General features: G+C 73.5%; 23 protein-coding genes and 1 pseudogene. 16 read left to right on the top strand and 8 right to left on the bottom strand.

Annotation, left to right across the window (positions count from 1 at the left end; genetic code table 11):
- The first annotated feature begins 11 nt into the window (after nt 1-11).
- From QF034_RS12300 to QF034_RS12315, 4 genes are read left to right on the top strand one after another with little or no spacing between them, the layout of a single operon-like run.
- The gene (locus QF034_RS12300) at nt 12-917 is read left to right on the top strand and encodes a hypothetical protein (RefSeq protein ID WP_307179862.1); all 906 of its coding nucleotides are present in this window, start codon (nt 12-14) and stop codon (nt 915-917) included.
- Nucleotides 914-1,135, top strand: a complete 222-nt coding sequence (locus QF034_RS12305; protein WP_307174986.1) for a Trm112 family protein — start codon at nt 914-916, stop codon at nt 1,133-1,135. Before QF034_RS12300 ends, QF034_RS12305 begins: the two co-directional genes overlap by 4 nt.
- A complete protein-coding gene (locus tag QF034_RS12310; RefSeq protein ID WP_307174987.1) occupies nt 1,132-1,959 on the top strand; it encodes an FkbM family methyltransferase in 828 nt (275 codons plus the stop codon). Before QF034_RS12305 ends, QF034_RS12310 begins: the two co-directional genes overlap by 4 nt.
- Nucleotides 1,925-2,551, top strand: coding sequence for a hypothetical protein (locus QF034_RS12315; protein WP_307174988.1), 627 nt, complete (start codon nt 1,925-1,927; stop codon nt 2,549-2,551). The genes QF034_RS12310 and QF034_RS12315 overlap by 35 nt, the downstream gene beginning before the upstream one ends.
- Before the next feature lie 68 nt (nt 2,552-2,619).
- On the opposite strand, the gene QF034_RS12320 is transcribed toward QF034_RS12315, so the two are convergent.
- A complete protein-coding gene (locus QF034_RS12320; protein ID WP_307174989.1) occupies nt 2,620-3,489 on the bottom strand; it encodes an ATP-grasp domain-containing protein in 870 nt (289 codons plus the stop codon).
- 147 nt (nt 3,490-3,636) lie between these two features.
- Between QF034_RS12320 and QF034_RS12325 the strand changes: the two genes are divergently transcribed.
- A complete protein-coding gene (locus QF034_RS12325) occupies nt 3,637-4,728 on the top strand; it encodes a MerR family transcriptional regulator (protein ID WP_307174990.1) in 1,092 nt (363 codons plus the stop codon).
- On the opposite strand, the gene QF034_RS12330 is transcribed toward QF034_RS12325, so the two are convergent.
- The gene (locus QF034_RS12330) at nt 4,725-5,429 is read right to left on the bottom strand and encodes a FadR/GntR family transcriptional regulator (protein WP_307174991.1); all 705 of its coding nucleotides are present in this window, start codon (nt 5,427-5,429) and stop codon (nt 4,725-4,727) included. The genes QF034_RS12325 and QF034_RS12330 overlap by 4 nt on opposite strands.
- 195 nt (nt 5,430-5,624) lie before the next feature.
- Here QF034_RS12330 and QF034_RS12335 point away from each other — a divergent pair, with 195 nt between their 5' ends.
- From QF034_RS12335 to QF034_RS12370, 8 genes are all read left to right on the top strand, one after another.
- Nucleotides 5,625-7,004, top strand: coding sequence for an SLC13 family permease (locus QF034_RS12335; protein ID WP_307174992.1), 1,380 nt, complete (start codon nt 5,625-5,627; stop codon nt 7,002-7,004).
- A gap of 53 nt (nt 7,005-7,057) precedes the next feature.
- Nucleotides 7,058-8,503: an acyl-CoA synthetase gene (locus tag QF034_RS12340; protein WP_307174993.1), complete on the top strand. Its 1,446-nt coding sequence runs from the start codon at nt 7,058-7,060 to the stop codon at nt 8,501-8,503.
- On the top strand, nt 8,496-9,851 hold the full coding sequence (locus tag QF034_RS12345; protein ID WP_307174994.1) for a carboxyl transferase domain-containing protein: 1,356 nt from the start codon (nt 8,496-8,498) through the stop codon (nt 9,849-9,851). The genes QF034_RS12340 and QF034_RS12345 overlap by 8 nt, the downstream gene beginning before the upstream one ends.
- Nucleotides 9,852-9,931: 80 nt before the next feature.
- The gene (locus QF034_RS12350; RefSeq protein ID WP_307174995.1) at nt 9,932-10,330 is read left to right on the top strand and encodes a CU044_2847 family protein; all 399 of its coding nucleotides are present in this window, start codon (nt 9,932-9,934) and stop codon (nt 10,328-10,330) included.
- On the top strand, nt 10,327-12,051 hold the full coding sequence (locus QF034_RS12355; protein ID WP_307174996.1) for a VMAP-C domain-containing protein: 1,725 nt from the start codon (nt 10,327-10,329) through the stop codon (nt 12,049-12,051). The genes QF034_RS12350 and QF034_RS12355 overlap by 4 nt, the downstream gene beginning before the upstream one ends.
- A 71-nt stretch (nt 12,052-12,122) precedes the next feature.
- A complete protein-coding gene (locus QF034_RS12360; RefSeq protein WP_307174997.1) occupies nt 12,123-13,130 on the top strand; it encodes an AAA family ATPase in 1,008 nt (335 codons plus the stop codon).
- Nucleotides 13,120-16,347 carry an SAV_2336 N-terminal domain-related protein gene (locus QF034_RS12365; protein ID WP_307174998.1) on the top strand — a complete coding sequence of 1,076 codons (3,228 nt, stop codon included), beginning with the start codon at nt 13,120-13,122 and terminating at the stop codon, nt 16,345-16,347. The genes QF034_RS12360 and QF034_RS12365 overlap by 11 nt, the downstream gene beginning before the upstream one ends.
- 173 nt (nt 16,348-16,520) lie before the next feature.
- Entirely contained in the window at nt 16,521-17,558 is a 1,038-nt protein-coding gene (locus QF034_RS12370) for a rod shape-determining protein (RefSeq protein ID WP_307174999.1), read from the top strand.
- A 35-nt stretch (nt 17,559-17,593) separates the two neighbouring features.
- On the opposite strand, the gene QF034_RS12375 is transcribed toward QF034_RS12370, so the two are convergent.
- Together QF034_RS12375 and QF034_RS12380 are read right to left on the bottom strand one after the other, a co-directional pair.
- Entirely contained in the window at nt 17,594-18,547 is a 954-nt protein-coding gene (locus QF034_RS12375) for an anti-sigma factor RsbA family regulatory protein (RefSeq protein WP_307175000.1), read from the bottom strand.
- On the bottom strand, nt 18,544-18,900 hold the full coding sequence (locus QF034_RS12380; RefSeq protein WP_307175001.1) for an STAS domain-containing protein: 357 nt from the start codon (nt 18,898-18,900) through the stop codon (nt 18,544-18,546). Before QF034_RS12380 ends, QF034_RS12375 begins: the two co-directional genes overlap by 4 nt.
- Nucleotides 18,901-19,086: 186 nt before the next feature.
- Between QF034_RS12380 and QF034_RS12385 the strand changes: the two genes are divergently transcribed.
- A complete protein-coding gene (locus QF034_RS12385; protein ID WP_307175002.1) occupies nt 19,087-19,782 on the top strand; it encodes an ANTAR domain-containing response regulator in 696 nt (231 codons plus the stop codon).
- Nucleotides 19,783-19,958: 176 nt separating this feature from the next.
- Here the strand turns inward: QF034_RS12385 and QF034_RS12390 are convergent, their stop codons facing one another.
- The 4 genes and pseudogenes from QF034_RS12390 to QF034_RS12400 form a co-directional block, all read right to left on the bottom strand.
- Nucleotides 19,959-20,093 (bottom strand): hypothetical protein, encoded by a 135-nt coding sequence (locus QF034_RS12390; RefSeq protein WP_307175003.1) that lies wholly within the window; start codon nt 20,091-20,093, stop codon nt 19,959-19,961.
- Nucleotides 20,094-20,150: 57 nt separating this feature from the next.
- On the bottom strand, nt 20,151-21,932 hold the full coding sequence (locus QF034_RS12395; RefSeq protein ID WP_307175004.1) for an acetyl/propionyl/methylcrotonyl-CoA carboxylase subunit alpha: 1,782 nt from the start codon (nt 21,930-21,932) through the stop codon (nt 20,151-20,153).
- Nucleotides 21,933-21,942: 10 nt separating this feature from the next.
- Nucleotides 21,943-22,164 carry an acyl-CoA carboxylase epsilon subunit gene (locus QF034_RS41465; protein WP_370880788.1) on the bottom strand — a complete coding sequence of 74 codons (222 nt, stop codon included), beginning with the start codon at nt 22,162-22,164 and terminating at the stop codon, nt 21,943-21,945.
- Nucleotides 22,161-23,754 (bottom strand): annotated as a pseudogene (locus tag QF034_RS12400) (acyl-CoA carboxylase subunit beta). Before QF034_RS12400 ends, QF034_RS41465 begins: the two are co-directional and overlap by 4 nt.
- Nucleotides 23,755-24,099: 345 nt before the next feature.
- Here QF034_RS12400 and QF034_RS12405 point away from each other — a divergent pair.
- Together QF034_RS12405 and QF034_RS12410 are read left to right on the top strand one after the other, a co-directional pair.
- A complete protein-coding gene (locus tag QF034_RS12405) occupies nt 24,100-24,693 on the top strand; it encodes a response regulator transcription factor (RefSeq protein WP_307175005.1) in 594 nt (197 codons plus the stop codon).
- A gap of 260 nt (nt 24,694-24,953) precedes the next feature.
- Entirely contained in the window at nt 24,954-25,889 is a 936-nt protein-coding gene (locus QF034_RS12410; protein WP_307175006.1) for an MBL fold metallo-hydrolase, read from the top strand.
- The last annotated feature ends 3 nt before the right edge of the window (nt 25,890-25,892 follow it).

A 25,892-nucleotide genomic window follows, 5' to 3' on the forward strand; every position in this document is an offset into this window, starting at 1 on the left:
TGTGGTGGGGAGTGGCCGCGGCGCTGCTGGCGAACACCCTGTACAGCCTGGGCTTCGTGCTGGAGAAACGGGCGCTCACCGCGCTGCCCGAGGTGACGATCCGGCAGCCGGCCCGGCTGCTGCGCCTGGTCCTCGGCAGCCCCCTGTGGATCGGCGGCTCCCTCGCCCTCGCCGCCGGTTTCGGCGCCCAGCTCGTCGTGTACCGCACCCTCCCGATCGCCGCCGCGCAGGGCATCTTCGTCTCCGGTCTGGTGCTGCTCGTGCTGCTGTCGGCCCGGCTGCTCGGGGAGGAGACGAGCGGCCGGGAGCGGTACGCGCTGGCCGCGATCCTGCTCGCGCTGCTGATGGTGGTGCTGTCGTTGCGCGAGGGCTCGGACACCGTCAGCCAGGAGGCGCCGTACCCGTTGATCCTGCTGGTGTGCGTGCCGTCGCTGGCGGCGGGGCTGTGGCTGTACGGCTCCGCCGAGCGGCGGGCCCGCAACCGGCACCGGCGGCCGACGACCGGCGTCGAGTACGGCGTGGCGGTGGGCCTGCTGTACGGCGTCAGTTCGCTGGCCATCAAGGGCGTGTCGAGCCGTCTGACGACCAGCGGCATCGGCGGCGCGGTGCTGGACCTGCTCAGCTCCCCGTATCCGTATCTGCTGCTGTTCACCGGTGTGTTCGGCCTGGTGATGTCGCAGGCGGCGCTCCAGCGCTGCCGGGCCTCGCTGATCGTGCCGGTGTGCACGACCGTGACGTCCCTGTTCACGGCGGTGCTCGGCACGCTGTCGTTCGGCGAGGCCCTGCCGGACGAGCCGCTGCGGCTCGCGCTGCGGGTGGCGGGCACGGCCTTGGCGGTCGCCGTGCTGCTGACCATGCCGAAGCACGACCCCGCTCCCCGACCCACCGCACCAGCCAAGGAGTTGGCATCCCCATGAAGCCCGACGACCCGCTGCTGAAGATTCTGGCGTGCCCGCTCGACAAGGGCCCGCTGCATCTGCTGGCCGAGGAGGCCGGGCAGGAGGAGGCGCTGTACAACCCGCGTCTGCGCCGCCGCTATCCGATCGTCGACGGCATTCCGCAGTTGCTGCCGTCCTCGGGCGAGCAGGTCCCGGACGACGAGCACGAGGAACTTCTCCAGAGGATGACGCCATGACCAGCCTGGCCGCCCGGCTCGCTCCCCTCCTGCCCGCCCGCCTGGTGGCCGCGACGGCCCGGGCGCTCTACCCCCGGTTCGAACCGGAGCTGGCCCGGCTCGCCGAGCTGTGCCCGCCGGACTGCGGTACGGCGGTGGACGTCGGCGGCTGGTACGGGCCCTGGACGCACCGGCTGTCCGGCCGCGCCGAGCACGTGGTGACGATCGAACCGGTGCCCCACCTGGCCCGTCTGCTGACGGCCGCCGTCCCGCCGAACGTACGGGTGATCCGTGCGGCGGCCTCGGACCGCCCGGGCATCGCCCGCCTGTGGCTGCCGTCGGACGACTCGGGCGACCGGGGCGTGTCGTCGCTGGTCCGGCGCGACATCCACGGCCGGGCGCTGGACGTCCCGTGCGTCACGCTGGACGAGCTGGGGCTGCGGAACGTCGGCTTCATCAAGATCGACGTGGACGGCAACGAGCCGGCGGTCCTGCGCGGGGCGACGGGCCTGCTGGCCCGCGACCGCCCGGCCCTGTTCGTGGAGCTGGAATCCCGCATCCAGCCGATCGCCCCGGTGGTGACCTACCTGGCCCTGCTCGGCTACGACGGCTGGGTCCTGCCCGGCGACAGCTGGGTGCCGCTGGCGAAGTTCCCCCTGGAGGAGCACCAGGCGCACGCCTCCTACGTCGTCTCGCACGGCCTGCTGCGCCGCGTCCTGCCGTACGACGTCCTGCGGGGCCCGCGCTACGTCAACTCGGTCCTCTTCCTGCCGGACGGCCGCCGCCCGGGCACCGCGCCCGTGGGCGACGATGGTTCCCATGCCCTCCGGAAAGCGCCCCGCTAGTCCCTTCACCCCGCTCGACTTCCAGCTGGTGCTGCTGCGCCGCATGGCCGACCACAACCCCGGCCCGGTGGAGGACGCCCGGCGTGAGCTGGGGGCCTCCCTCGCGGACATGCGCGAGGCCAACAAGCGCTGGCAGGCGATGGTCCGCTCCCCGCGGTCCCGGGCGCCCCTGTCCCGCTACCGCTCGGTCCTCGGCGCCCCCGAGTCCCGTACGCCCCGCCGGATCGGCGACCTGGACTGCGAGGCCTGGCTGTGGCCCGTGCCGCTCTGGCCCGACCTGCGCTTCGAGGTGCTGACCGCCCCGAACGGAGCGGTGTGGAACGAGTGGCTGGTCCGCGCCCCGGGCACCGAGGGGCCCGAGCTGCGCACGCTCGACGACCTCACGCCCTGGTCCTGCACGGTCGACGAGGCGGCCCGCGCCTTCGCCCCGGCCCGCCCCCTGGAGGGCACGGCCCCCACCCGCTGGGGGCTGGCGTTCACCGCACCGGACGCGCAGGGGGCGCGGTGGGAGGTCGTCGCGGAGTTCACCTGGGGACTGTTGCAGCGCGTGGCCGTCACCGGCCGTCAGGGCTGGGGGGTTTCTGATGGATAGGGGGAACACGAGGGGGAATCACATGCTCCGTACCAGGCCCGACCCCGAGCCGGCAGCGCCCGGCGGGATCAGCCGGCGGCGGCCAGGACGGCCTCGACCACCCTCGGCACGGACTGCGGGTGCAGCCACAGGAACAGGTTCGGCTCGATCAGCTCCAGCTCCATCACGCACGGCTCCCCGTCCGGCCCGGTGACGAGGTCCACGCGCGCGTACAGCAGCTCCGGCTGCCCGGGGACGGCGGCCAGCGCCCGCTCCGCGACGTCGAGTTCGGCGGCGGTCGGCTCCCAGGGCCGGAGGTCGGGATGGGCGACCTTCTCGGCGTCGTACGGTGTGCCCGGCGCGAGGACCGCGCCCTTGCGGCCGGCGTGCAGCAGGCGCCCGCCGAAGAACTGCAGGGCCCGTTCACCGGCGGAGTCGATGCTGCGCATGTACGGCTGCACCATCGCCGTGAAGCCCTCGGCGTGCATCCGCTTCAGCTGTCGTAGGGCCGTTTCGTGCTCGTCGTGGGTGTAGCGGGCGGCGAAACGGGCGCCGGCGCCGGAGGTGGGCTTGACGACGTACTCCTGGTGGTCAGGGAGGTCGGCGGGCTCGCCGGGCGCGATGTACCGGGTGGGGACGACGGGCACGCCGGCAGTCGCCAGATCCCCGAGGTACCGCTTGTCCGTGTTCCACCGCACGACCGCGGGCGGGTTGGCGAGCCGCGTCAGCGTTCCGCACCGCTCCACCCACGCCACGAACTCCTGCGTCCGCCAGCTGTAGTCCCAGGTCGACCGGATCACGGCGAGGTCGAAGCCGCCCCAGTCGGGGTCGGGGGCGTCCCACGGCACGGCAACGGCCTCGGCACCGGCGTCCCTCAGCGCCCGGACCAGCAGGGGAAGGTCCTGGTCCTTGCTGGGCTCGGGACCGGAGTCGTAGGTGACGAGTGCGATACGGGGCACAGAGGGCTCCCTCTTCGTGCGATCGGATGATCGACCGGCAGGCTAACAACCGCCGGCGGAACCAGAACAGCCCGCTTGACCTTCACCTTCGGTGAGACCCCAGCATCGGTGGCGGAACCCGAGGGAGGTGGCGAGGTGCACCGGGACATGCTGACGATCGGCGCGTTCGCGAAGGCGTGCCGGCTCTCACCGAAGGCACTGCGCCTGTACGACGAGCTGGACCTGCTGCGGCCCGCCCGGGTGGACCCGGACACCGGATACCGGTACTACGCGGTGGGGCAGCTGGAGCAGGCACGGCTGGTGGCGTGGCTGCGGCGGCTGGGCATGCCGCTGGCCGAGATCCGCCAGGTGTGCCGGCTCCACGACCGCGACTCCACGGCCGCCGCCCGGGAGATCCGCGCCTACTGGGCGCGTGTCGAGGCGCAGACGGCGGTACGGCGGGACCTCGCCGCGTTCCTGGTCGATCACCTGACAGCGGACTCGGACGAGTCCGGAAAGGACACCGCCATGCTGGAACTGCGTTTCTCCGCCCACTCGGACACCGGTCGCGTCCGCCCCGCCAACCAGGACACGGCGTACGCGGGCACCCGGCTGCTCGCCGTCGCCGACGGCTTCGGACCGGCCGGCGCGCCCGCGAGCAGCGCCGCCGTGGAGGCACTGCGCTTCCTGGACACGGACGAGATCCCGGCCGGCGGGGTCCTCAACCTCCTGGAGGACGCGGTGCGGGGTGCGGCCCAGGCCGTCCGGGACGTGGCCGACGGCGCCGACGACATCGGCACGACCCTGACCGCCCTGCTGTGGACGGGCTCACGGCTGGCCCTGGTGCACATCGGCGACTCCCGCGCCTATCTGCTGCGCGACGGCGAACTGTTCCTGATCACCCACGACCACACGGTCGTCCAGTCGATGATCGACGAGGGCCGTCTGACGTCCGAGGAGGCCGTCTCCCACCCCCAGCGGTCCTTCCTCCTGAAGGCCCTGACGGGCGACGGGGCCACCACGGTCCCGGACCTCCGCCTGCACGACACGCTGCCGGGCGACCGCTATCTGCTGTGCTCCGACGGCCTGACCGCTGTGGTCCCCGAGGACCGGATCCAGGAACTCCTCGCCTCGCCCGCCGCCCCCGGCGAAACGGTTCAGGCCCTGGTCACGGCGGCGAACGAGGCCGGCGGCCCGGACAACGTCAGCTGTGTGGTGGCGGACGTGGCGGAGCGGGGGGAGCGCGCGGCCACCGCCTAGGACTCCTCCGGCTCCCAGTCCAGCAACCGCACCTTCGCCACCGTGCGCACGTGCCGTCGCATGGCCGTGGCCGCCTGGCGAGGCTGCTGTGCGGCGATCGCGTCGAGGATGGCCTGGTGCTGGGAGAGGGAGCGGGACGGGCGGCCGGGCTGGCGGAGGGACTCGGTGCGGCTCTCGGCGATCTGCTCGGTGATGGAGCGCATGAACTCCGCGAGCAGAGCGCTGTGGGCCGCCGCCGTCACGGCCGCGTGGAACAGCCGGTCGCCCTCCACGCCGTGACCGCCCGCCGCGATCTCCTCCGACATGTGCGCGAGCGCCGAGCGCATCGCGGCCAGGTCCTCCTCCGAGCGCCGCTCCGCGGCCAGTTCGGCGAGTTTCGTCTCCAGCGCCTCCCGGGCCTCCAGGACGTCGGGCAGGCGCCGGCGGCGTTCCACCATCCGCTCGACCGGCTCGGTGTCGAGGCTGTCCCGCACGAGGTACGTGCCGCCCCCGTGCCGGGCCTCCACCAGGCCCTGGACCTCCAGGACCACGATCGCCTGCTTCACCGAGGCGCGGCTCACCCCGAGCCGCTGGGCCAGATCGCGCTCGGGCGGCAGCCGGTCGCCGGCGCGCAGGCCGCCCTCGGCGACGTACTGACGCAGGCGCTCCAGTACCTGCTCGTAGAGGCGCTGTTTGGTCATGGGGCGCAAGGCGTCGGTCACGGAGTCCCCCTCTCGCCGGGAGCCTAACACCGGCACCTCTCGGTGGCCGAGTGGCTGAACCAATTCTTACGCACCCCCTTGACGGACGCGCGGGCCGCACCCACCCTTTCAGCCAACGCACCCCAAAGTGGCTCAGCCACTCGGCCACTCTCCTGGTGCTCCCAGCCGCTCCGGGGCCCAAAGACGGGAGCCCGTATGTCCCCCGAACTCATCTCCATCCTCGTCCTCGTCGTGGTGTTCGTCATCGCCACCACCCGTTCCGTCAACATGGGCGCGCTCGCCTTCGCCGCCGCCTTCGGGGTCGGCGGGCTCGTCGCCGGTCTCGACGCGGACGGCATCTTCGCCGGCTTCCCCGGCGACCTGTTCGTCGTCCTGGTCGGCGTCACGTACCTCTTCGCGATCGCCCGCGCCAACGGCACCACCGACTGGCTGGTGCACGCCGCCGTCCGGCTCGTGCGGGGGCGGGTGGCGCTCATCCCCTGGGTGATGTTCGCCCTGACCGGCGCACTCACGGCGATCGGCGCGGTCAGCCCGGCCGCGGTGGCGATCGTCGCCCCGATCGCCCTGAGCTTCGCCGCCCGGTACGGGATCAGCCCGCTGCTGATGGGCGCGATGGTCGTCCACGGCGCCCAGGCCGGCGGCTTCTCCCCCATCAGCATCTACGGCTCGATCGTCAACGGCATCGTGGAACGCGAGAAGCTGCCCGGCAACGAGCTGGTCCTGTTCCTGGCGTCCCTGGCGGCGAACCTGGTGATCGCGGGCGTGGTGTTCGTCGTCTGCGGCGGCTTGAAGCTGTGGGCGCAGGGGGCGGTGGACGAACGGGACGTCGACGCGGGCAACGAGGGCGGCAGCCCCGCCCCCGCCGCGGGCAGTCGTGCTGCTGGGGCGGCGCCCGTCCCACAGAAAGCGGCACCTCGCTCCGCCGGGCTGCGGACCGCCCCGTCCCCGGCAACCACGCCGAGCACGGAAACAACGAACCTCACCCCCTCCCGCACAGCCACCCTCGCCTCCCTCCTGGCCTTGGTGGTCGCCGTCCTCGTCTTCGACCTGGACGCCGGCCTCACCGCCATCACCCTCGCCGTCCTCCTCAGCACGCTGTGGCCGGACGACAGCCGCAAGGCGACGGGCCAGATCGCCTGGCCGACGGTCCTCCTCATCTGCGGCGTCCTCACCTACATCGGCGTCCTCGACGAGATGGGCACGATCACCTGGGCAGGCGAGGGCGTAGGAAACATCGGCATCCCCCTGCTGGCAGCCGTCCTGCTCTGCTACATCGGCGCACTCGTCTCGGCCTTCGCCTCCTCCGTGGGCATCATGGGCGCCCTGATCCCCCTGGCCGTGCCGTTCCTGGAACGGGGCGAGATCGGGGCGATCGGCATGGTGGCCGCACTCGCCGTGTCGGCGACCGTCGTGGACGTCAGCCCGTTCTCCACGAACGGCGCACTCGTCCTGGCCGCCGCGCCGGACGTGGACCGCGAGCGTTTCTTCCGGCAGCTGATGGTGTACGGAGGGATCGTGGTGGCGGTCGTACCGGCGGCGGCCTGGCTCGTGATGGTCGTGCCCGGATGGGGATAGACGGCTCCGCCGCCCACGGACAACCGCAGGCAACAGCTAAGGAGATGTGACGCGTGACCCCCCTCTTCCCGGCCCTGACCGACGCCCCGTCCGACCGCCCCGCCCTCCGGTTCGGCGAGCGCTCCCTGACCTACGCGCAGCTCGCCGCCGCGGCCGGCGCACTCACGGGCCGCATCGGCGAGGCCACGCGGGTCGCCGTGTGGGCGACCCCCACCATGGAGACCGCCGTCGCCGTCGTCGCCGCGCTGCTCGCCGGTGTCCCCGCCGTGCCGCTCAACCCGAAGTCGGGCGAGAAGGAGCTCGGGCACATCCTGTCCGACAGCGCGCCCGACCTCGTGCTCACGGCACCGGACGACCAACTCCCCGCCCCCGTAGGGGAGCTGCCCCGGCTCGACGTCGACGTGCACGGCACCGGGCCGGTGCCCGAGGCCCACGGCGAGGACGAGGATCCGACCCTGATCGTCTACACCTCCGGCACCACGGGCCCGCCCAAGGGTGCGGTCATCCCGCGCCGGGCGATCGCCTCGACCCTGGACGCGCTGGCCGACGCGTGGCAGTGGACCGGCGACGACGTCCTCGTGCACGGCCTGCCGCTGTTCCATGTGCACGGCCTGGTCCTGGGCACCCTCGGCCCGCTGCGGCGCGGCGGCTCGCTGCGGCACCTGGGCCGCTTCAGCACGCAGGGCGTCGCCCGGGAGCTGAACACCGGGGCGACCATGCTGTTCGGCGTGCCGACGATGTACCACCGGATCGCGGAGGCGGTGACCGGCGACCCGGAGCTGGTGAAGGCGCTGACCGGGGCGCGGCTGCTGGTGTCCGGTTCCGCCGCGCTGCCCGTGCACGACCACGGGCGGATCGCGACGGCGACCGGGCGGCGGGTGATCGAACGGTACGGCATGACGGAGACGCTGATGAACACCAGCGTCCGTGCCGACGGCGAGGCCCGCCCGGGCACGGTCGGTGTGCCGTTGCCGGGCGTGGAGCTGCGGCTGGTCGAGGAGGACGGCTCGGAGGTCACCGCGTACGACGGGGAGACGGTGGGCGAGATCCAGGTGCGCGGACCGAACCTGTTCACCGAGTATCTGAACCGGCCCGACGCCACCGCCGCTGCCTTCACCGCCGACGGCTGGTTCCGCACCGGCGACATGGCGGTGCGCGACCCCGACGGCTATGTCCGGATCGTCGGCCGCAAGGCCACCGACCTGATCAAGAGCGGCGGTTACAAGATCGGGGCGGGGGAGATCGAGAACGCGCTCCTGGAGCACCCGGGGGTGCGGGAGGCCGCCGTCACCGGGGAGCCGGACGCCGACCTGGGCGAGCGGATCGTGGCGTGGATCGTCCCGGCGGAGCCCGAGTCCCCTCCGTCGCTCGACGCGTTGGCGGACCACGTGGCGAAGCGGCTCGCCCCGCACAAGCGCCCGCGGGTCGTCCACCACCTCGACGCCCTGCCCCGCAACGACATGGGGAAGATCATGAAGCGGGCGCTGCCCCATGGCTGAGCGCCTCCCCACTGAGCGCCTCTCCGCCCGCGCGGTCGCCGACGCCCTCGCCGACGACGCCACCTTCGCCGAACTGCCCGCCGTCATAAGGGACTCCAAGCCCGACGGTCCGCTCGGCTGGCCCGGTTACGACGCCCTGCGCGCCCGTGCCGCCGAGCGCACCGGCGAGCAGGAGTCCGTGGTCTGCGGCACCGCCCGCGTCGGCGGCACCCGGGCCGTGCTGATCGCGTTCGAGTTCGGCTTCCTCGGCGGCTCCCTCGGCGAACGCACCGGCGACCGGCTGGAGGCGGCCTACACCTACGCCCGGGAGCACCGCCTCCCGGTCGTGCCACTGGTCGCCACCGGCGGCAGCAGGATGCAGGAGGGCATGCTCGCGCTGACCCAACTCCAGCGCGTGGCCCGGCAATCAGCGCTCACCCGGGAGGCGGGTCTCGCCCAGGTCGCGGTGGTGCGCGATCCGACCACCGGGGGCGGCTGGGCCACCCTGGGCGCGGGCGCCGACGTGGTCCTCGCGCTGCCCGGGGCCCAGGTCGGCTTCGCCGGCTCCCGGGTGCGGCCGACGGACGCGGACCCGGCGGCGTACACGGCCGAGGCGCAGGTCGCGGCGGGCGCGGCGGACGCGGTCGTACCGCCGGAGGAGCTGCGCGAGACGCTGGGCCGGTGGCTGCGGCTGCTGACGTGCCCGTCCGGCACGCCGGTCCCGCCGCCCGATCCGCTCGGCGACGACGCGGGCCTGCCCGCCACCGGCTGGGACGCCGTCCGGCGCGCCCGCTCGCCCCGGCGTCCGCGCGCCGCCGCCTACCTGGACGCCTACTTCTCCGACCGGGCCGCGATCAGCGGCGACCGCTGCGGCGGCACGGACCCGGACGGCATGCTGTGCGGCTTCGGCACGCACGAGGGCCGTACGGTCGCCTACGCCGCGCAGACCGGGACCGCGACCCGCCCCGCCGGCTACCGCACCGCCGCCCGTCTGATCCGCCTCGCGGACCGGCTGGGCATCCCGGTGCTGACCCTCGTGGACACCCCGGGCGCCGCCAACGACGCGTCGGCGGAGCGGCAGGGCGCGGGCGCCGCGATCGCGGACCTGTTCGGCGCGGTGGCCGGCGCCCGCACCCCGGTGACGACGCTGGTGATCGGCGAGGGCGGCTCCGGCGGCGCGCTGGCGCTGGCCGCGCCCGGCAACACCTGGGCCACGCCGGACAGTTACTTCTCCGTGATCGCGCCGGAGCTGGCGGCGGCCATCCTCAAGCGGCCGCCGCGCGAGGTGGAGGCGACGGCGGACCAGCTCCGCATCCGGCCGCAGGACCTGGTGGAGCTGGGGGTGATCCGGGGGACCGTGGGCCCCTAAGTCAGGTGGTGCCCCCACACACCATCAAGTACCTTCCGTCACAATGGATATGCCCAACGCGACGGATCCACGGGGGTGTCATGGACGGGTTGGTCGAGTTCAGAACCGGTGACGGTGCCGTGGTCGCGGTCGAGGCGGTGGAGGAGCGGTCCGGCTCCCGCCTGGTCTCCCGGGGCGACGGAACGGTCCAGGCGACCCGCACCTTCGAGGGCGCCCTGGAAGGGGTGCGCTCGGCGGCGGAGTCCGCGCTGCGGGTGTTCCGGGACGGCTCGCTGAAGCCCGACGGTGTGGAGATCGAGTTCGGGGTCAAACTGTCCGCGGAGACGGGCGCGTTCATCGCCAAGGGCACCGCCGAGGGCCACCTGGTGGTCAAACTGACCTGGTCGCCGTCCGCGCCGGACACACCGTCCGCGCCGCAGGCCCCGGCCCCGTCCGCCCCGCAGCCCCCGTCCACCCCGGAGGCCGGCGCCGCGTCATGAACCACGCCGTGGACAGCGCCCTGGTGAGCGTCCTGAACAGCGCCGAGTGGCACGCCCGGGTCGAGTTACGGGGCCGGGTGGCCGGAGCCGGTTTCCTGGTCGCGCCCGGCACGGTGCTGACGTGCGCCCACGTCGTGGGGGACGGCGAGGGCCTGACCGTGACGTTCACGGAGCGGCCCGGCTCCCCGCCCGTGCCCGCCCGGGTGGCCGCCCACGGCGGCTGGGCCGGCTCCAGCACCGACCTCGGCGACCTCGCCGTGCTGGAACTCGACCAGGAGGTGCCCGTCGCCCCGGCCGCGCTGGCCCCGGCCGACGCCGCGCACGGCCCGGCACCGCGCAAGCTCGTCGTCTACGGCTTCCCGGCCGGCTTCGACGAGGGCACCCTCGCCGAATACCGCGTCACCGCACCCCAGTTGATCAAACGGGAGTGGCTCCAGCTGGAGGCCTGGCACCCGGGCGGCCAGCCCCTGGCCCCCGGCTTCAGCGGGGCCGCCGTCACCCTGGCCGACACCGGCGAGGTCGTCGGCATGGTCACGGCGGCGGCCGGCACCCGGGACGTGCGCACCGGCCGGATGATGCCCGTCCAGGTCATGGCCCGCTACTGGCCGGCGCTCCAGAGCCTGGTCCCCACCTCGGACCACACCACCGCCGACCGGGCCCGGCTGCGTGCCCTGGTCGAGAAGGCGGCCCGCGCGGGCCTGGACTGCGACCCGGTCCGGCTCTACACGGCGGCGGCAGACCCGTTCGATCCGCCGCCGCCCGAGGAGGGGTTCGACTCGCTGTGGTCGGCGGCCCTGTTCGTGTTGTGCGAACTCGACGGCCCGGGCGCCGCCCGCACGGTGTCCCGGTTCGCCGACCGGCTTCAGGCCCTGCTGCACACTCCGGCCATGGAGCCGTCGGCGCCCGACTGGTCGCCCATCCTCGTCGAACTCGGGCACAGCGGCGCGGGCGACGACCTGGTCCGCGTCGAGGTGTCCGCGTACAGCGAGGGGCGGCGGCACCCGGTGGACTCCGGCACGGTCGAGCAGCACCGGCTGCGCGCCTATGTGCAGGACCGTATCGAGGCGGCCTTCCGGTATCTGACGCCCGGCGCCGACGAGCTGGTCGCCTTCGCGTTGCCCCGGGACTGGCTGGACTGGCCCGTCGACCGCTGGGAGAGCGCCCCCGACGACGCCACGCCGCTCGGCTGCGTCTACCCGCTGGTCGTCACCGACCACGCCCGGCGCAAGGCCAGCACCCGGCATGTCCTGACCCGGGCCTGGAAGCGCCTCGACGCCTTGCCGGGCGCGCGGATGCACCGCGTGGAGTGCGGCGGCCCGGAGGAGCCCGGGCGGCTGCGGATGCGGCTGCGGCAGCCCGGCGCCTGTCTCGCCGGGTTCGGCACCGCCCCGGCCGCCTCCCGCACCCGGCCGCACTTCGACACCTCGCTCACCGCGCCGGCCCCGGTGATCGTCTGGTCGCGCGACGGCTGCGGCTCGGGGCAGGAGGACTGCTCCGGAGCGGACGGCTGCACCGGCAAGGCCTTCCTCGACGTGCTCGACGCCTGGCTGAAGGCCGTACCGCCCGCCGAACTCCCCCGCAGCATCCTGGCCCTGCGCGAAGAGGCCGACGCCGAGGAGGACCACTGGGCCCACGGCATCCAGCTGCTGTGGGACGACCCGCGCGTCTTCGCCGACCCGCACGCCGTCGCCGCCGCCCACGCCCGGACCCCGGTGGCCTGACCCACCGCGGGCCCGGCCCGCCCGCACCCGAGAACCACCAGCTCGACAACGGAGAGCGGAGAACATCCCCCATGCCGCACTGGTCCGTCTACACCGGCGAGAACGAGCCGCACGACGGTATCGCCCACCTCCCCGCCCCACCGCCCTGGCGTGCCTTCGACGGCGGACCCGCCCTCCCGCCGCCCCTCGACAGCGACGACGCGACGGCCGTCTCCCCCGACCGCGTGCACCGGGCGAAGTCGTACGTGGCCACCCCGGAGAGCGTCCGGCTCGTCAACGCCGCGCTCTGCCTGCGCCGCCCCCTGCTCGTCACCGGCCCGCCCGGCACCGGCAAGTCCTCCCTCGCCTACGCGGTGGCGCGCGAGCTGCGCCTCGGCCCGGTCCTGCGCTGGAACATCACCAGCCGCAGCACCCTCGCCGACGGCCTCTACCAGTACGACCCGCTGTCCCGGCTGTACGCGGCCCGGGAGGGGACGGACAAGCCCGGCGGTGTCGAGGACCACCTGCGCCTCGGCCCGCTCGGCACGGCCCTGCTCCCCTACGACCGGCCCCGCGCCCTGCTCGTCGACGAGATCGACAAGAGCGACCTCGACCTGCCGAACGACCTGCTGAACGTGCTGGAGGAGGGCCAGTACGAGATCCCGGAACTGGTCCGGGCCGCCCGCCACTGCGGCGACGGCGCGGCCGAGGTCCTCGCGGACGGCACGGACACGCCGGTCACCGTCCACCGCGGCCGCATCCGCTGCCGGGCCTTCCCGTTCGTCGTGCTCACCAGCAACGGCGAACGCGAGTTCCCGCCCGCGTTCCTGCGCCGCTGCGTCCGGCTGAAGCTGCGCCGCCCCGGCCGGGACCAGCTCACCGACATCGTCCGCGCCCACCTGAACACCCCGGACGGTCACGCGGACCGTCTGATCACCCGCTTCCTGGAGCGGGCGGGCGGCGGCGAACTCGCCACCGACCAGCTGCTGAACGCCCTCTACCTCACGGGGGTCGCGGGCCTGGACGCCGAGTCCCGCGACGACCTCGCCGAGCAGCTGATGCCGTACCTCAGCGCGACGGCCGACGGCGATGGTTTCTGACCACGGCCCCGGGCCGTCCCCGGTCGCCCGGCTGGCCGCGGCCCTGTCCGCGGCCGGCGCGTCGCCGACGCCGCGGGAGCTGGCCGAAGTGCTGTGGCTGGCCGCCCTGTCGGACCCGGAGCGACAAGGGGAGGAGTCGTCGCGGGAACCCGGCAACGCCCCGTCCGCACCCGAGGGAAGCACCCCTGCGGAGGCGGAAACCCCCGCCCCTCTGCCCCCGCAACCGCAGCCGGAACCGGAACCGGTCCGCCACACCCCCGACCGCGTCCCGCTGACCCTGCCCGCCCCACGCTCCGAGCACCACCGGCACGACTCCCCGGGCGGCGGGTCCCCCCTCCTCGCCCCCGCACCCCCGATGCTGCCCCACCCCCTCGCTCTCCAGCGCGCCCTGCGCCCGCTGCAGCGCAAGGTGCCCTCCCCGCACGTCCGGGTGCTGGACGAGCGGGCGACGGCCGACCGCATCGCCCGGCTCGGCGCCCACCCCGACGTGTGGTTGCCGGTCCTGCGCCCGGCCCCCGACCGCTGGCTGCGCCTGAACCTCGTGCACGACACCGGCCCCACCATGCCGGTCTGGCGCCCCCTGGTGAGCGAACTGCACACCGCCCTCGCCCAGTCGGGCATCTTCCGTACGGTCACCCTGCATCCGGCGACCCCGGACGGCCGGGCCCGTCACGTCCCCGTCCTCGACGACGGCCGCACCGTCACCCTCGTCGTCAGCGACTGCATGGGCCCGCAGTGGCGTCCGGGCGAAGCGGGCGAGCGCTGGTACCGGACCCTGCGCCACTGGGCCCGCCACCTGCCGCTCGCCGTGGTCCAGCCCCTCCCGGAACACCTCTGGCCCACCACCGCACTCCCCGCCGAGCCGGGCCTGCTCACCTCCCCCGCCACGGCGGCGCCTTCGGCGGCCCTCGCCTTCACCCCCTACGAGGCTGCACCACCCCCCGACCAGGCCCTGCCCCTTCCGGTCCTGGAGCCGGGCGCCCCCTGGCTCGCCCACTGGGCTGCCCTGGTCGCCGGCCCGGGCGGGGCCCGCACCCCGGGCGCGGCGGCCTGGCTGCCGCCCTCCCCCGCCCCGCCCGCCGAACCGACCCCCGACATCGCCTCCTCCTCCCCGCAGGAGCTGGTCCTGCGCTTTCGCGCGACCGCCTCCCCGGAGGCCTTCCGCCTCGCCGGGCACCTCGCCCTGGCGGTCCCCTCCGTGCCGGTGATGCGCCTGGTCCAGCGCACCGTGGAGCGCGACCCGCGCCCCCAGCACCTGGCCGAGGTGATCCTCAGCGGCATGCTCGCCTCCGTCCCCGGCCCGCCCGGCTCCTACGAGTTCCGCCCCGGCGTGCGGGAGTTGCTGCTGCGCTCCCTGCCGCGCACGACCCGCGGCCGCACCCGCGCGTTCCTCGAACAGGTCGGCGGCCTGATCGACGAACGCGCGGGACGCGCGGCCGGCGAGTTCCGGGCCGAGACGACCGGCGAACGCGACGGCTCGGGCACGGCGTTCGCGACGGTGAGCGAGGAGACGGTACGCCGCCTCGGCCACCGCGACCGCCCCGTGATCCTCTTCGAGGCCGACGACCTCACCGGCCACCCCGAGGCCCGTATCACCCTCGAATACGCGGTGCACGAGATGCTCTCCCGCGGCGCCCTCACCGCTTCCCAGTTCGACGTCCGGGTCCGCGGCAACGGCTACGTCGTCCACACCGAACCGGGCACCTATGTGCTCCCCGTGCTGGTCGCGGTCCTGCGTGGGCTGCCCGAGGTGCTCACCGGGCTGGCGGACCCGCCGCGCCTGACCGTGACGTTCTGGGACCGGCCCACCCCGCCGCCGCAGGCACCGCACGCGCCCGCCGGCATCCAGGTGGTCGTCTCCCCGGACGTGTACGAGCAGTTCGCCGGCAGCTCGGCTGCCCAGGGCCCGCGGCGCTTCCAGCCCCTCTACCGGGGCGGCGCCACGGACACCCCGCCCGTCGCCTGGTACTGCCCGCTGTCCCCCGCCACAGCCGCCCCCGAACCCGAGGCCCGCGATCTGGTGCGGGGCCCCTTCATCACCCACGACCTGCGCCGGCTCGGGATACCGGCCCCGGGCCGCACCGCCGTCGTGCACACCCAGCCCGACGGCCCGCTCACCCTCCTCGACCCCGCCCAGCCGCACGGCGACGGGCCGCCGCGCCTCGTGACGTACTACGAGGTGGACCTCACCCCCCACCAGTCCCACCACCGGGTCCTGCTGCCGAGCTCCGGCAAGGGCGCCTTCACCGCCGCGGTCGAGCTGTCCTGGCGGGTGGACGACCCGGTGGCCTTCGTACGCGCCGAGGTCACCCGGGTGTCCGAGCCGCTGCTCGGCCATCTGCGGGAGGAGGCGGCCCGGATCACCCGCCGCCATCCGCTGCGCCGGGCGGGCGCGGCCCAGCGCGCGGTCAACGCCGGGCTGCGAGGGTGGCCGGTGCCGGGCTTGTCGGTCGCGGCCTCGGTGCAACTGGCCCCGGAGGGGGCGGCGCCGCCCGGTGTGCCGCAGGCCCCGGCCCGGCCGGCGCCCCCGCTGTCCGGTCTCCTCGGCGAGGCCGAGACCGTGCTGCTCGGCTTCGACGGCCCCCTGGCCCGGCTCTTCTCGGCGGCCGCCGCCCGCGAGGCCGCGCTCGACCTGCTCGCCCTCGTCACCGAACACCGGGACCCGCAGGACGCCCTGACGGGCCTGCCCCTGGCCGCCGCCGCGGCACGGGAGACGTTCGTGCATCCGCTCGACGTCCTGCGGGCCTTCGCCCGGGACCGGCTCGGCCCCCTGCTCCGCGACCGCCTCGACGCGATCGAACTGCGCGCGGTCCCCGACGCGCCGACGACCCACAACTCCGTGCCGCTGGTCCGGTCCCTGCACCACTCCGGCCGCCGCGTCAGCGTGGTCACGGACGTCAGCGCACCGGCCGTACACCACTACCTCGGCCCCTACGGCCTCCCCCTGGCCGGGATCCACGCCCGCGGCGAGGACCTCACCCTGCTGACCCCGCACCCCGACTGCCTCCTGCGCGCGATCGACTCCTGCGGCGGCGCCGCCGCGACCGGCGTCCTGGTCGGCTCCACGGTCGCCGAACTCACCGCCGCCCAGCAGGCCGGAGTGCGCTTCGTCGGCCTCGCCCGCAACGCCACCGCCGACCGGCGGCTCCGGGAGGCGGGCTGCGAAACCACTGTCTCCTCCCTGGCGCCACTGCTGGAGGCCGCGCGCTCCCTCTGAGCCCGTCGGGGCCGAACCCCCCGTTCGGCGGCGCCCCGCCCGGCCCCCTCCGAAAGGCGCCCCCGTCCCCTCCCGCGCACGATGCGAGGGAGGCCCGCCGCCCGGCGGCCCCCTGTCTGCGAGGCCCGCCACCTGGTGGCCTCCCACGGTCTGTGCTCTCGGGAGGACCTGCCATGACCGCCAGTCTGGAGCAGTTGCGCCGCTGCCACTTCGCCGTCGACCTCGGGGCGGCGCGCACACGCGTCTACGTCAAGGGCGCCGGGCTCGTCGTCGACCAGCCGTCCGCCGCCGCCGTGAACACCCGCACCGGCGCACTGATCGCGGTCGGCGAACTCGCGGAGAAGATGACGGGCCGCACCCCGGACTACATCCGGGTGGTACGGCCGGTCTCCGGCGGCACCGTCGTCGACATCGAGATGGCGCAGCGCATGCTGCGGCACCTGCTCGGCGACAAGATGCGCCGCAGCCTGCGCCGCAAGCCGATCCTGCGCGCCGCGGCCTGCACCCCGCACGACGCCGACCCGCTCGCCCAGCGCGCCGCCATCGAGACGCTGGTCGGTCTCGGGGCCCGCCGCGTGGAGCTGGTGGACACGCTGATCGCCGCCGCCGTCGGCTGCGGACTGCCCGTGGAGCAGCCCGAGGCCACGATGATCATGGTGTGCGGTGCGGCGGCGACGCAGGTGGCGGTGCTGTCCCTCGGCTCTATCGTCACCGCCGAGCGCATCCCGGTGGGCGGCGAGGCCGTCGACCAGGCGATCGTGCAGCACCTGCGGCACGAGCACGAGCTGATGCTGCCCAGCCAGTCGGTACGGCCGTTGCAGCTCGCCCTGTCCGGCAACGGCCTCACCCCGCACGGCCCGGCCTCGACGGAGATCCACGGGCGGGACGTCGCCACCGGCCTCGCCCGCTCCGTCCAGGTCGACACCGCCGCCGTACGGGACGCCATCCAGACGCCGCTCACCGCCATCCTGGACGGCATCGGCAAGGTGCTGCGCTCCTGCCCGCCCGACCTGGTCGCCGACCTCGCCGACCGGGGCATCATGATGGTCGGCGGCAGTGCGCTGCTGCCGGGCCTGGACCAGATGCTGCGTCAGGCGACCGGGATGCCCGTGCACATCGCCGAGCGCCCGGACGTGTGCGCCGTGCAGGGCCTCGGCGCGATGCTGGAGGGCAGGATCGAGCCGCTGGCGCTGGATCCGCTGGGTTCCTGAGCCGCCGGGGTACGAGGCCCGCCCTCACCGGGCCCTCAGCGGGCGAACCAGCAGCGCACGGTCGTCCCGCTGTCCCCCCGGTGCAGCCGCACCAGGTCGGCGATGAGGTTCACCAGCAGCAGCCCGCGCCCGCCGCGCTGGTCCCGGGGCACGGGCCGCCGCCCGGCCAGCGGGTCCGCGAGCCGCCCCTCGTCGCGCACCTCGCAGACCACGTACCCGTCCTCGGTCCACACCCGCAGCACCCCGCGGCCGCCGCCGTGCACCACGCTGTTGGTGGTGAGCTCGGCCATGGCGAGGGCCAGGTCGTCCAGCTTGACGCCGGTGAGCCCGAGCCGCGCCCCCTCCCCGACGGCCACGTGCCGGGCCTCGGAGAGCGAGCCGGAGTCGAAGGCGAACGTCAGCGCGTCCTGAACGGGCGGCAGCGCCTCGTTGTAGCGGTCGACGACGTCCCCGGGCGCGTACGCGTCGCTGCCCTGCTCCAGCCGGGAGCCGGAGGGGATGACGGTGGGATGGGTGGCGTAGGCGTCGGCCAGGACGTGCTCGGGAAGCTGCTCGACGTCGTACGGACACAGGATGGTCGCCGTACGGCCCCGGAAGGCCGCGTTGATGAGCGCCTCGTGCTGGACGCAGGCGGGGTACTCCGTGTCGGAGCGCCCGGCCCAGATGGGCTCGCCGATGATCCGCACGCGGCGTCCGGGCGGCTGGGCGTCGGCGAACGCGCGTAGCACGCCGGGAATGATCCGCCCGGGGTTGCGGCCGGCCTCGCGCATGTCCAGCAGCCGCACCGACTCGGCGGACTCGCCCAGCGCGTCCCGGATCAACGCGAGGTTCTTGCCGGGCACGGCGACGGCCACGGGTTCGCCGGCCGCCAGGCCCTCGCGCACGAAGGGCACGGTGACTTCGAGGTACTCGGCCTCGTCGCGGTAGAAGAGCGCGGGATGGACGAAGGGCTCCAGGGGCCCGAAGGGTTCGGCGACGGGAGCGGTCATGACACCGACACCTCGATCCCGGTGTGGCCGGGCCACAGCAGGTCCAGCGTCCGCCGCAGGGCCGGCGGCGGCTGTCGCACCACGAACCGCCGGCCGTCCCCGAGCTGCCCGGCGGCCGTCGCGAGCGCACCCGCGCCCGCGACGTCGACGAACGTCACCTCGGACAACTCAAGGTAATACACGTCCTCATCCTCGCGAACGGCCTGCTCCAGTACGCCTTCCCAGATCGCACGTGTCGTCAGGACGACCTCGCCCGCCGCCCGGACACCCTGCCGCCCGGACAACGGGAACACCGAAAGGCCCGGCACGGGACCACAGGACCCGTCGGCCGGCACCCGATACTGAGTGTTCAAGCCCCTCTCCCCACGCTTGTGGACCACAGCGCTCGTACCCGCCCGGAAGAGGCTCATTCCCCGCCGTGGTGTGTAGTACGCCGTACGGCGGGCAGGCGCACCTCACACGGACGTCCACGGGGGCGAGTGACGTCGTGCAGTTCCGCGAGGAGGAACACGACCGAAGAGGACCGAGAAGGCGGTGACATGACGTCTGCGGCATCACCACATCGCACAGGAGGGTTGAACACACTGGTCATCAGTGGCCGCGTGGACGCGGAACGGGCCGAGCTCACCCCGTGCGGTGAGCTGGTTCACGGCTGCGCGGAAACACTGGCCAGGACCCTGGCCGAGTTGCCGCCCACGATCACGCGGGTGGACCTGGACATGGGGGACGTGCACTTCATGGACACGGCGGGGCTGCAGTTCCTCGACGTACTGGCCGACTTCGCCCGGCAGCGCTTCGCGACGGTCACGACCACGAACTGGAACGGCCAGCCGCGCCGGATCCTGGAACTGGCGGGTCTGGACACGAGCGACCCCCTGCGCGCCGCGCCCCACCCCGACCCGGAGCCCGCCCAGCCGTCGGGTCCGGCCCCCTCCGCGGTCGCCCTGGAACGCGCGGAGCGCCTGCACGTCCTTCAGGAGGAGGTCGAGCAGCTCCGCCAGGCCATCGCCTCCCGCCCGGTCATCGACCAGGCCCGGGGCATCCTCATGGCCACCCACGGCTGCACGTCCGACGAGGCCTGGCACATCCTCCGGGAGACCTCCCAGCTCTCCAACACCAAGCTCCGTGACGTGGCCGCCGCCGTGACGGCCAGCGCGAAGTCCGACGGCCCCCGCCCGTCCCCCGAGCTCCGCGAGGCCTTGCAGCGAGCCATCACCCGCCGCGGCCGAACCTGAGACCGAGCCCGAGGACTTCACCCCGGGCCGCCCGGGTACCGGCCGTGGCATGACGAAGCTCTCCCAGATGCTGGAGGCGGCGTAGGAGCCACGCTGATCCTCCCGGTTCGCACGCGGCTGCCGGGAAGATCAGCGCCGCCTCGGCCGTCGGCCGGCACGTGACGTGACGTGACGTGTCAGTCGATGCCGCGCCAGATGTGGGTGTCGTCGTCGCCGTCCTCCTCGCCCGCCAGCCGCAGAGCGGGCGGGTGAGGAGGTATGAGGGTGTCGTCCGGCGGCGCGGTGTCGGTGTCGTACGCGTGGACGTGCATCGGGACCTCCCGTGGACGGTGTCAGTCCTTGCTTCAGTCCTTGCCCGAGTCCTTGCTTCAGTCCTTGATCTCGCAGATGGCGGCACCGGACGTCAGTGACGTGCCGATTTCCGCGCTGAGGCCCTTGATCGTGCCGGACTTGTGGGCGTTGAGGGGCTGTTCCATCTTCATGGCCTCAAGGACGACGACCAGGTCGCCTTCCTTGACCTCCTGGCCCTCCTCCACCGCGACCTTGACGATCGTGCCCTGCATCGGGGAGGCGAGGGTGTCGCCGGAGGCGGCGGGGCCCGACTTCTTCGCCGCGCGGCGCTTGGGCTTGGCCCCGGCCGCGAGGCCCGTGCGGGCCAGGGACATGCCCAGGGACGCCGGGAGGGAGACCTCCAGACGCTTGCCGCCGACCTCGACGACCACCGTCTCGCGATCCGGCTCCTCGTCCGCCTCCAGGGCGTCCGCAGCCGCCGTGAACGGCTTGATCTCGTTGACGAACTCCGTCTCGATCCAGCGGGTGTGGACCGTGAACGGGTCGGAGGAGCCGGTGAGCTCAGGCGCGAACGCCGGGTCCTTCACCACCGCGCGGTGGAACGGGATCGCCGTCGCCATGCCCTCGACCTGGAACTCCTCCAGCGCACGCGCGGCCCGCTCCAGCGCCTCCTTGCGCGTGCGGCCGGTGACGATCAGCTTGGCCAGCAGGGAGTCCCACGCCGGACCGATGACCGACCCGGACTCCACGCCCGCGTCCAGCCGGACACCCGGACCGGACGGCGGCGCGAACGTCGTGACCGTGCCCGGGGCAGGCAGGAAGTTGCGGCCCGGGTCCTCGCCGTTGATGCGGAACTCGAAGGAGTGCCCGCGCAGCGCCGGGTCGTCGTAGCCGAGCTCCTCGCCGTCGGCGATGCGGAACATCTCGCGCACGAGGTCGATGCCGGCGACCTCCTCGGTGACCGGGTGCTCCACCTGGAGGCGGGTGTTGACCTCCAGGAAGGAGATCGTGCCGTCGTTGCCGACGAGGAACTCCACCGTGCCGGCGCCGACGTAGCCGGCCTCCTTCAGGATCGCCTTGGAGGCCGAGTACAGCTGCTCCACCTGCGCGTCGGACAGGAAGGGGGCCGGGGCCTCCTCCACCAGCTTCTGGTGGCGGCGCTGCAGGGAGCAGTCACGGGTGGAGACGACCACCACGTTGCCGTGCTGGTCGGCCAGGCACTGGGTCTCCACGTGCCGCGGCTTGTCGAGGTAGCGCTCGACGAAGCACTCGCCCCGGCCGAAGGCCGCGACGGCCTCGCGGACCGCCGAGTCGTACAGCTCCGGGACCTCTTCGAGCGTGCGCGCGACCTTCAGGCCGCGGCCGCCGCCGCCGAACGCCGCCTTGATGGCGATCGGCAGACCGTGCTGCTCGGCGAAGGCGACGACCTCCTCCGCACCGGACACCGGGTCGGGCGTGCCCGCCACCAGCGGGGCGCCCGCGCGCTGCGCGATGTGCCGGGCGGCGACCTTGTCGCCCAGGTCGCGGATGGCTTGCGGGGGCGGGCCGATCCAGATCAGGCCCGCGTCCAGGACCGCCTGCGCGAAGTCCGCGTTCTCGGAGAGGAATCCGTAGCCGGGGTGGATCGCGTCCGCGCCCGACTCGCGGGCGGCCTTCAGCACCTTCTCGATGTCGAGGTAGCTGGTGCCCGGCGTGTCACCGCCCAGGGCGAACGCCTCATCCGCGGCGCGGACATGCGACGCGTCCCGGTCCGGGTCGGCGTAGACGGCCACGCTCTTGATGCCGGCATCCCGGCAGGCCCGGGCCACGCGGACAGCGATTTCGCCACGGTTGGCGATGAGCACCTTACGGAGACTCACGTGCTCTCCTTCATGTCAGGGTTCTCCACGCCGGCGCGGAAGCGGCCGGCCACGACAGGGCTGGACGGTGCGAGCCGTCGGTCCGGCACCAAGCGACAGCCGGCGGAACGGGAACGATGTCCTCGCCGTGCCCGCTCCTGGACAGCGCGAGGAGCACCGTGGTCAGAGCCACGAGTTCCTCCGGCCGGGGGCGGCCGCGCCGCACCACCACCACAGGTTCCGCCCCGCTCACTGGGGCTGGTTCCCGTGCTTGCGGCTGGGCAGCGTCACCTGCTTGGCGCGCAGCATGGCCAGGCCGGCCACGAGCCGGGAGCGGGTCTCGGCAGGGTCGATCACATCGTCGACCAGGCCCCGTTCGGCGGCGTAGAACGGGTGCATGAGCTCGCTGCGGTACTCCTTGATCCGCTGTGCCCGCACCGCGTCCGGGTCCTCGGCCGCGGCGATCTCCCGGCGGAAGATGATGTTGGCCGCACCCTCGGCGCCCATGACGGCGATCTCGTTGGACGGCCAGGCCAGCGCCAGGTCCGTTCCGATGGAGCGCGAGTCCATCACAATGTAAGCGCCGCCGTACGCCTTGCGCAGGATCAGCGAGATCCGCGGCACGGTGGCGTTGCAGTAGGCGTACAGCAGCTTGGCGCCGTGCCGGATGATCCCGCCGTGCTCCTGGTCCACCCCCGGCAGGAAGCCGGGCACGTCGACCAGCGTGACGAGCGGGATGTTGAAGGCGTCGCAGGTCTGCACGAACCGTGCGGCCTTCTCGGACGCGGCGATGTCGAGCACTCCGGCCAGGGCGGACGGCTGGTTGGCGACGATGCCCACGACCTCGCCGCCCAGTCGCGCCAGCGCGCAGATGACGTTGGTGCCCCAGCGCTCGTGGACCTCGAAGACGTCGCCGTCGTCGACGACTTCCCGGATGACACGGCGCATGTCGTACGCCTGGTTCGGGTCGGCCGGAACCAGGTCGTACAGCGCGTCGGTGGGGCGGTCCGGGCGGGTCGGCGGTCGGGACGGCCGGCGGTCGTTCGCGGTTGTTGGCCGGAAGCAGCGTCAGGAGATACCGCACGTCCTCCAGACAGCTCTCCTCGTCGTCGTACGCGCTGTGGGCGACGCCCGAGAGCTCGGCGTGGGTGTCCGCTCCCCCGAGCCCGTCCTGGGTGATGACCTCGCCCGTCACGGCCTGGACGACGTCCGGGCCCGTGATGAACATCTGCGAGGTGCCGCGCACCATGAAGACGAAGTCGGTGAGGGCGGGCGAGTAGGCGGCGCCACCCGCGCAGGGGCCGAGGATCACGGAGATCTGGGGGATGACACCGGAGTTACGGACGTTTCGGGTGAAGATCCCCCCATAGCCCGCGAGCGCGGTCACACCCTCCTGGATGCGCGCCCCGGCGCCGTCGCACAGACCGACCACGGGAGCTCCCGCGGCCTCGGCCATGTCCATCACTTTGTGGATCTTGCTCGCGTGTGCCTCGCCCAGCGCTCCTCCGAAGATGCGGAAGTCGTGGGCGTAGGCGAAGACGGTGCGCCCGTGGACCAGACCCCAGCCGGTGATCACACCGTCGGTGTAGGGCTTCCGCTCCTCCAGCCCGAATCCGCTGGCCCGGTGCCGGCGCAGCCCCTCGACCTCCGTGAACGTGCCCTTGTCGAAGAGGAGTTCCAGGCGCTCGCGGGCCGTCAGCTTGCCTTTGGCGTGCTGGGCATCGGTGGCCGCCTCGCTCGGACCGCGCCGGACGGCGGCGCGCAGTTCGGTGAGTTCGTCCGCACGGGTCCTCAGGTTCGTGGGACCGGGTGGCGGTGTGATCCGCTCCACGACGTCGCTCATGTGCTGCCCTTCCTGAAGGAATCAACGGGAGCCCTGACGGCTGCCCAGGCTGCGGCGATCACCTAGAGCCGCACTGGACCGGCGGCCGTCGTGTGGCGGGGCCGTAAAACACCACCGCTCATTTCTCGCCAGTGCAATTCCGCTTTCCGTGTCGCACATGGCGAGAACACAATGGGAGGAAGTTGCATGTGCAATGGCATTGCCTCAGCCGGGCCCGCCGGAGCAAGAAGGGAACCGGCCATTCCGGTCCATTATCAGCAAACAGCCGCTCGGCATCTATGTATGATCCGCCTGTCCGGTCGCACCGTGGGCTGCCACAAGGGGGAGAGCTCGTTGATACGGGTGATGTTGGCCGAGGACATGGACATGGTCCGCGGCGGGCTGGTCGCGTTACTGGAACGCGAACGCGGCATGCGAGTGGTCGCCGACGTGGGCCGTGGCGATGCGATCGTGGGGAAGGCTCTGGAGTGCCGGCCGGACGTGGCGGTCATCGACGTCGACATGCCGGGTATCGACGGTCTGAGCGCGGCGGCGACGCTGCGGGAGCGACTGCCGCAGTGCCGCACCCTGGTCCTGACCGCGCTGGGAAGACCGGGCACGTTGCAACGCGCCCTGGCCGCCCGGGTCAGCGGCTACCTCCTCAAGGACGCCCCGCCGTCGGAACTCGGCCGGGCGATACGGCGGATCGCCCAGGGCGGCCGCGTCATCGACCCGGAACTGGCCCTCGCCTCCTGGGAGAGCGACGTCAGCCCGCTGACGGTGCGGGAGGCCGACGTCCTGCGGCAGGCGGCCACCGGCGCGGAACCCGCGGAGATCGCCCAGCGGATGAACCTGTCCACCGGGACGGTGCGCAACTATCTCACCTCCGCGGTCGCCAAGCTCCACGCGCGCAACCGGTTGGACGCGGTCCGTATCGCGGAGGAGGCCGGCTGGCTGTGACGTGCGGGACCGCACGCCTCACGAACCGAGCGGGCACACGACGCGCAGGTGGAAACCGAGTTCCGCCTGCACGGCGATAGCGGTGAGGCCGGAGCCGACCACCGACCACGAGCGGCGCGGTCGTCCACCCCGGCCGCATCGGGGCGAACCGCGGCATCTTGTCGGACGGCAACGGGCCGCCGGGCGAATCAGGCAACGCCGAAGCGGAATCCGGTCCGGGACTCGACTGCCGTTCAAGGGGCCCTGGTCACGCTGAGCGCATGACCATCACGCCTGTGCCGGAAAGCGCCGCCTCCATCAGTCCCGCACCGCGGCTGGAAGAAGTCGCGGAACACGTACACGCCTATGTTCAGCCCGACGGTGGCTGGTGCCTGAACAACGCGGGTGTCATCACCGTGGGCCGCGAGACCGCCCTCGTGGACACCGCGGCCACCGAGCGGCGCGCCCGTGCCCTGCGCGAGGCCGTGCTCGGCGTCGGGGCCGTCCCGCGCGTCGTCGTCAACACGCACTCGCACGGCGATCACACCTTCGGCAACTTCGTCTTCCCCGAAGCCCTGGTCGTCGGTCACGCCGGCACGCGTACCGAGATGCAGCAGGTCGGACTGCACCTGACCGGGCTGTGGCCGGACGTCGACTGGGGGAACATCGAGCTGGTACCGCCGGCGCTGACCTACGAGGAGCGGCTCACCCTGCACCTCGGGCCCGTTCGAGCCGAGGTCGTGAACATGGGCACCGCGCACACCGTCAACGACACGGTCGTCTGGCTGCCGGGGCAGCGGGTGCTGTTCACCGGCGACCTGGTGATGCGGGGAGTGACCCCGTTCATCCCGATGGGCTCGCTGTCCGGTGCCCTCGCGGCCGTACGGGCCATGCGGGACCTGGACCCGCAGGTCGTCGTCCCGGGCCACGGTCCGGTCTGCGGTCCGCAGGTGCTGGACGAGACCGAGCGGTACCTGCTGTGGGTGGGCGATCTCGCCCGGGACGGGATGGCCGCCGGGCTCACGCCCCTTCAGGTGGCGCGGGAGACCGACTTCGGCCCCTGGGCGGAGCTGATGGACAGCGAACGGCTGGTGCCCAACCTGCACCGCGCCTATGTGGAGCTGCGCGGGGCGCCGCCCGGCTCACCGGTCGACATGGCCGCACTGTTCCAGGAGATGGTGGAGTTCCACGGCGCGCTGCCGGTCTGCCACGCCTGACGC

This window comes from Streptomyces africanus (assembly GCF_030816955.1).
GTDB classification, from domain to species: Bacteria; Actinomycetota; Actinomycetes; order Streptomycetales; family Streptomycetaceae; genus Streptomyces; species Streptomyces africanus.

What these genes read in the sequence shown, in the direction of transcription:
- QF034_RS12305 (WP_307174986.1), top strand. Translation starts at nt 914, where the DNA reads ATGAAGCCCGACGACCCGCTGCTGAAGATTCTGGCGTGCCCGCTCGAC.
- QF034_RS12310 (WP_307174987.1), top strand. Translation starts at nt 1,132, where the DNA reads ATGACCAGCCTGGCCGCCCGGCTCGCTCCCCTCCTGCCCGCCCGCCTG.
- QF034_RS12315 (WP_307174988.1), top strand. Translation starts at nt 1,925, where the DNA reads ATGGTTCCCATGCCCTCCGGAAAGCGCCCCGCTAGTCCCTTCACCCCG.
- QF034_RS12325 (WP_307174990.1), top strand. Translation starts at nt 3,637, where the DNA reads ATGCTGACGATCGGCGCGTTCGCGAAGGCGTGCCGGCTCTCACCGAAG.
- QF034_RS12335 (WP_307174992.1), top strand. Translation starts at nt 5,625, where the DNA reads ATGTCCCCCGAACTCATCTCCATCCTCGTCCTCGTCGTGGTGTTCGTC.
- QF034_RS12345 (WP_307174994.1), top strand. Translation starts at nt 8,496, where the DNA reads ATGGCTGAGCGCCTCCCCACTGAGCGCCTCTCCGCCCGCGCGGTCGCC.
- QF034_RS12350 (WP_307174995.1), top strand. Translation starts at nt 9,932, where the DNA reads ATGGACGGGTTGGTCGAGTTCAGAACCGGTGACGGTGCCGTGGTCGCG.
- QF034_RS12355 (WP_307174996.1), top strand. Translation starts at nt 10,327, where the DNA reads ATGAACCACGCCGTGGACAGCGCCCTGGTGAGCGTCCTGAACAGCGCC.
- QF034_RS12360 (WP_307174997.1), top strand. Translation starts at nt 12,123, where the DNA reads ATGCCGCACTGGTCCGTCTACACCGGCGAGAACGAGCCGCACGACGGT.
- QF034_RS12365 (WP_307174998.1), top strand. Translation starts at nt 13,120, where the DNA reads ATGGTTTCTGACCACGGCCCCGGGCCGTCCCCGGTCGCCCGGCTGGCC.
- QF034_RS12370 (WP_307174999.1), top strand. Translation starts at nt 16,521, where the DNA reads ATGACCGCCAGTCTGGAGCAGTTGCGCCGCTGCCACTTCGCCGTCGAC.
- QF034_RS12375 (WP_307175000.1), bottom strand. Translation starts at nt 18,547, where the DNA reads ATGACCGCTCCCGTCGCCGAACCCTTCGGGCCCCTGGAGCCCTTCGTC.
- QF034_RS12385 (WP_307175002.1), top strand. Translation starts at nt 19,087, where the DNA reads ATGACGTCTGCGGCATCACCACATCGCACAGGAGGGTTGAACACACTG.
- QF034_RS12390 (WP_307175003.1), bottom strand. Translation starts at nt 20,093, where the DNA reads ATGCACGTCCACGCGTACGACACCGACACCGCGCCGCCGGACGACACC.
- QF034_RS12405 (WP_307175005.1), top strand. Translation starts at nt 24,100, where the DNA reads ATGTTGGCCGAGGACATGGACATGGTCCGCGGCGGGCTGGTCGCGTTA.
- QF034_RS12410 (WP_307175006.1), top strand. Translation starts at nt 24,954, where the DNA reads ATGACCATCACGCCTGTGCCGGAAAGCGCCGCCTCCATCAGTCCCGCA.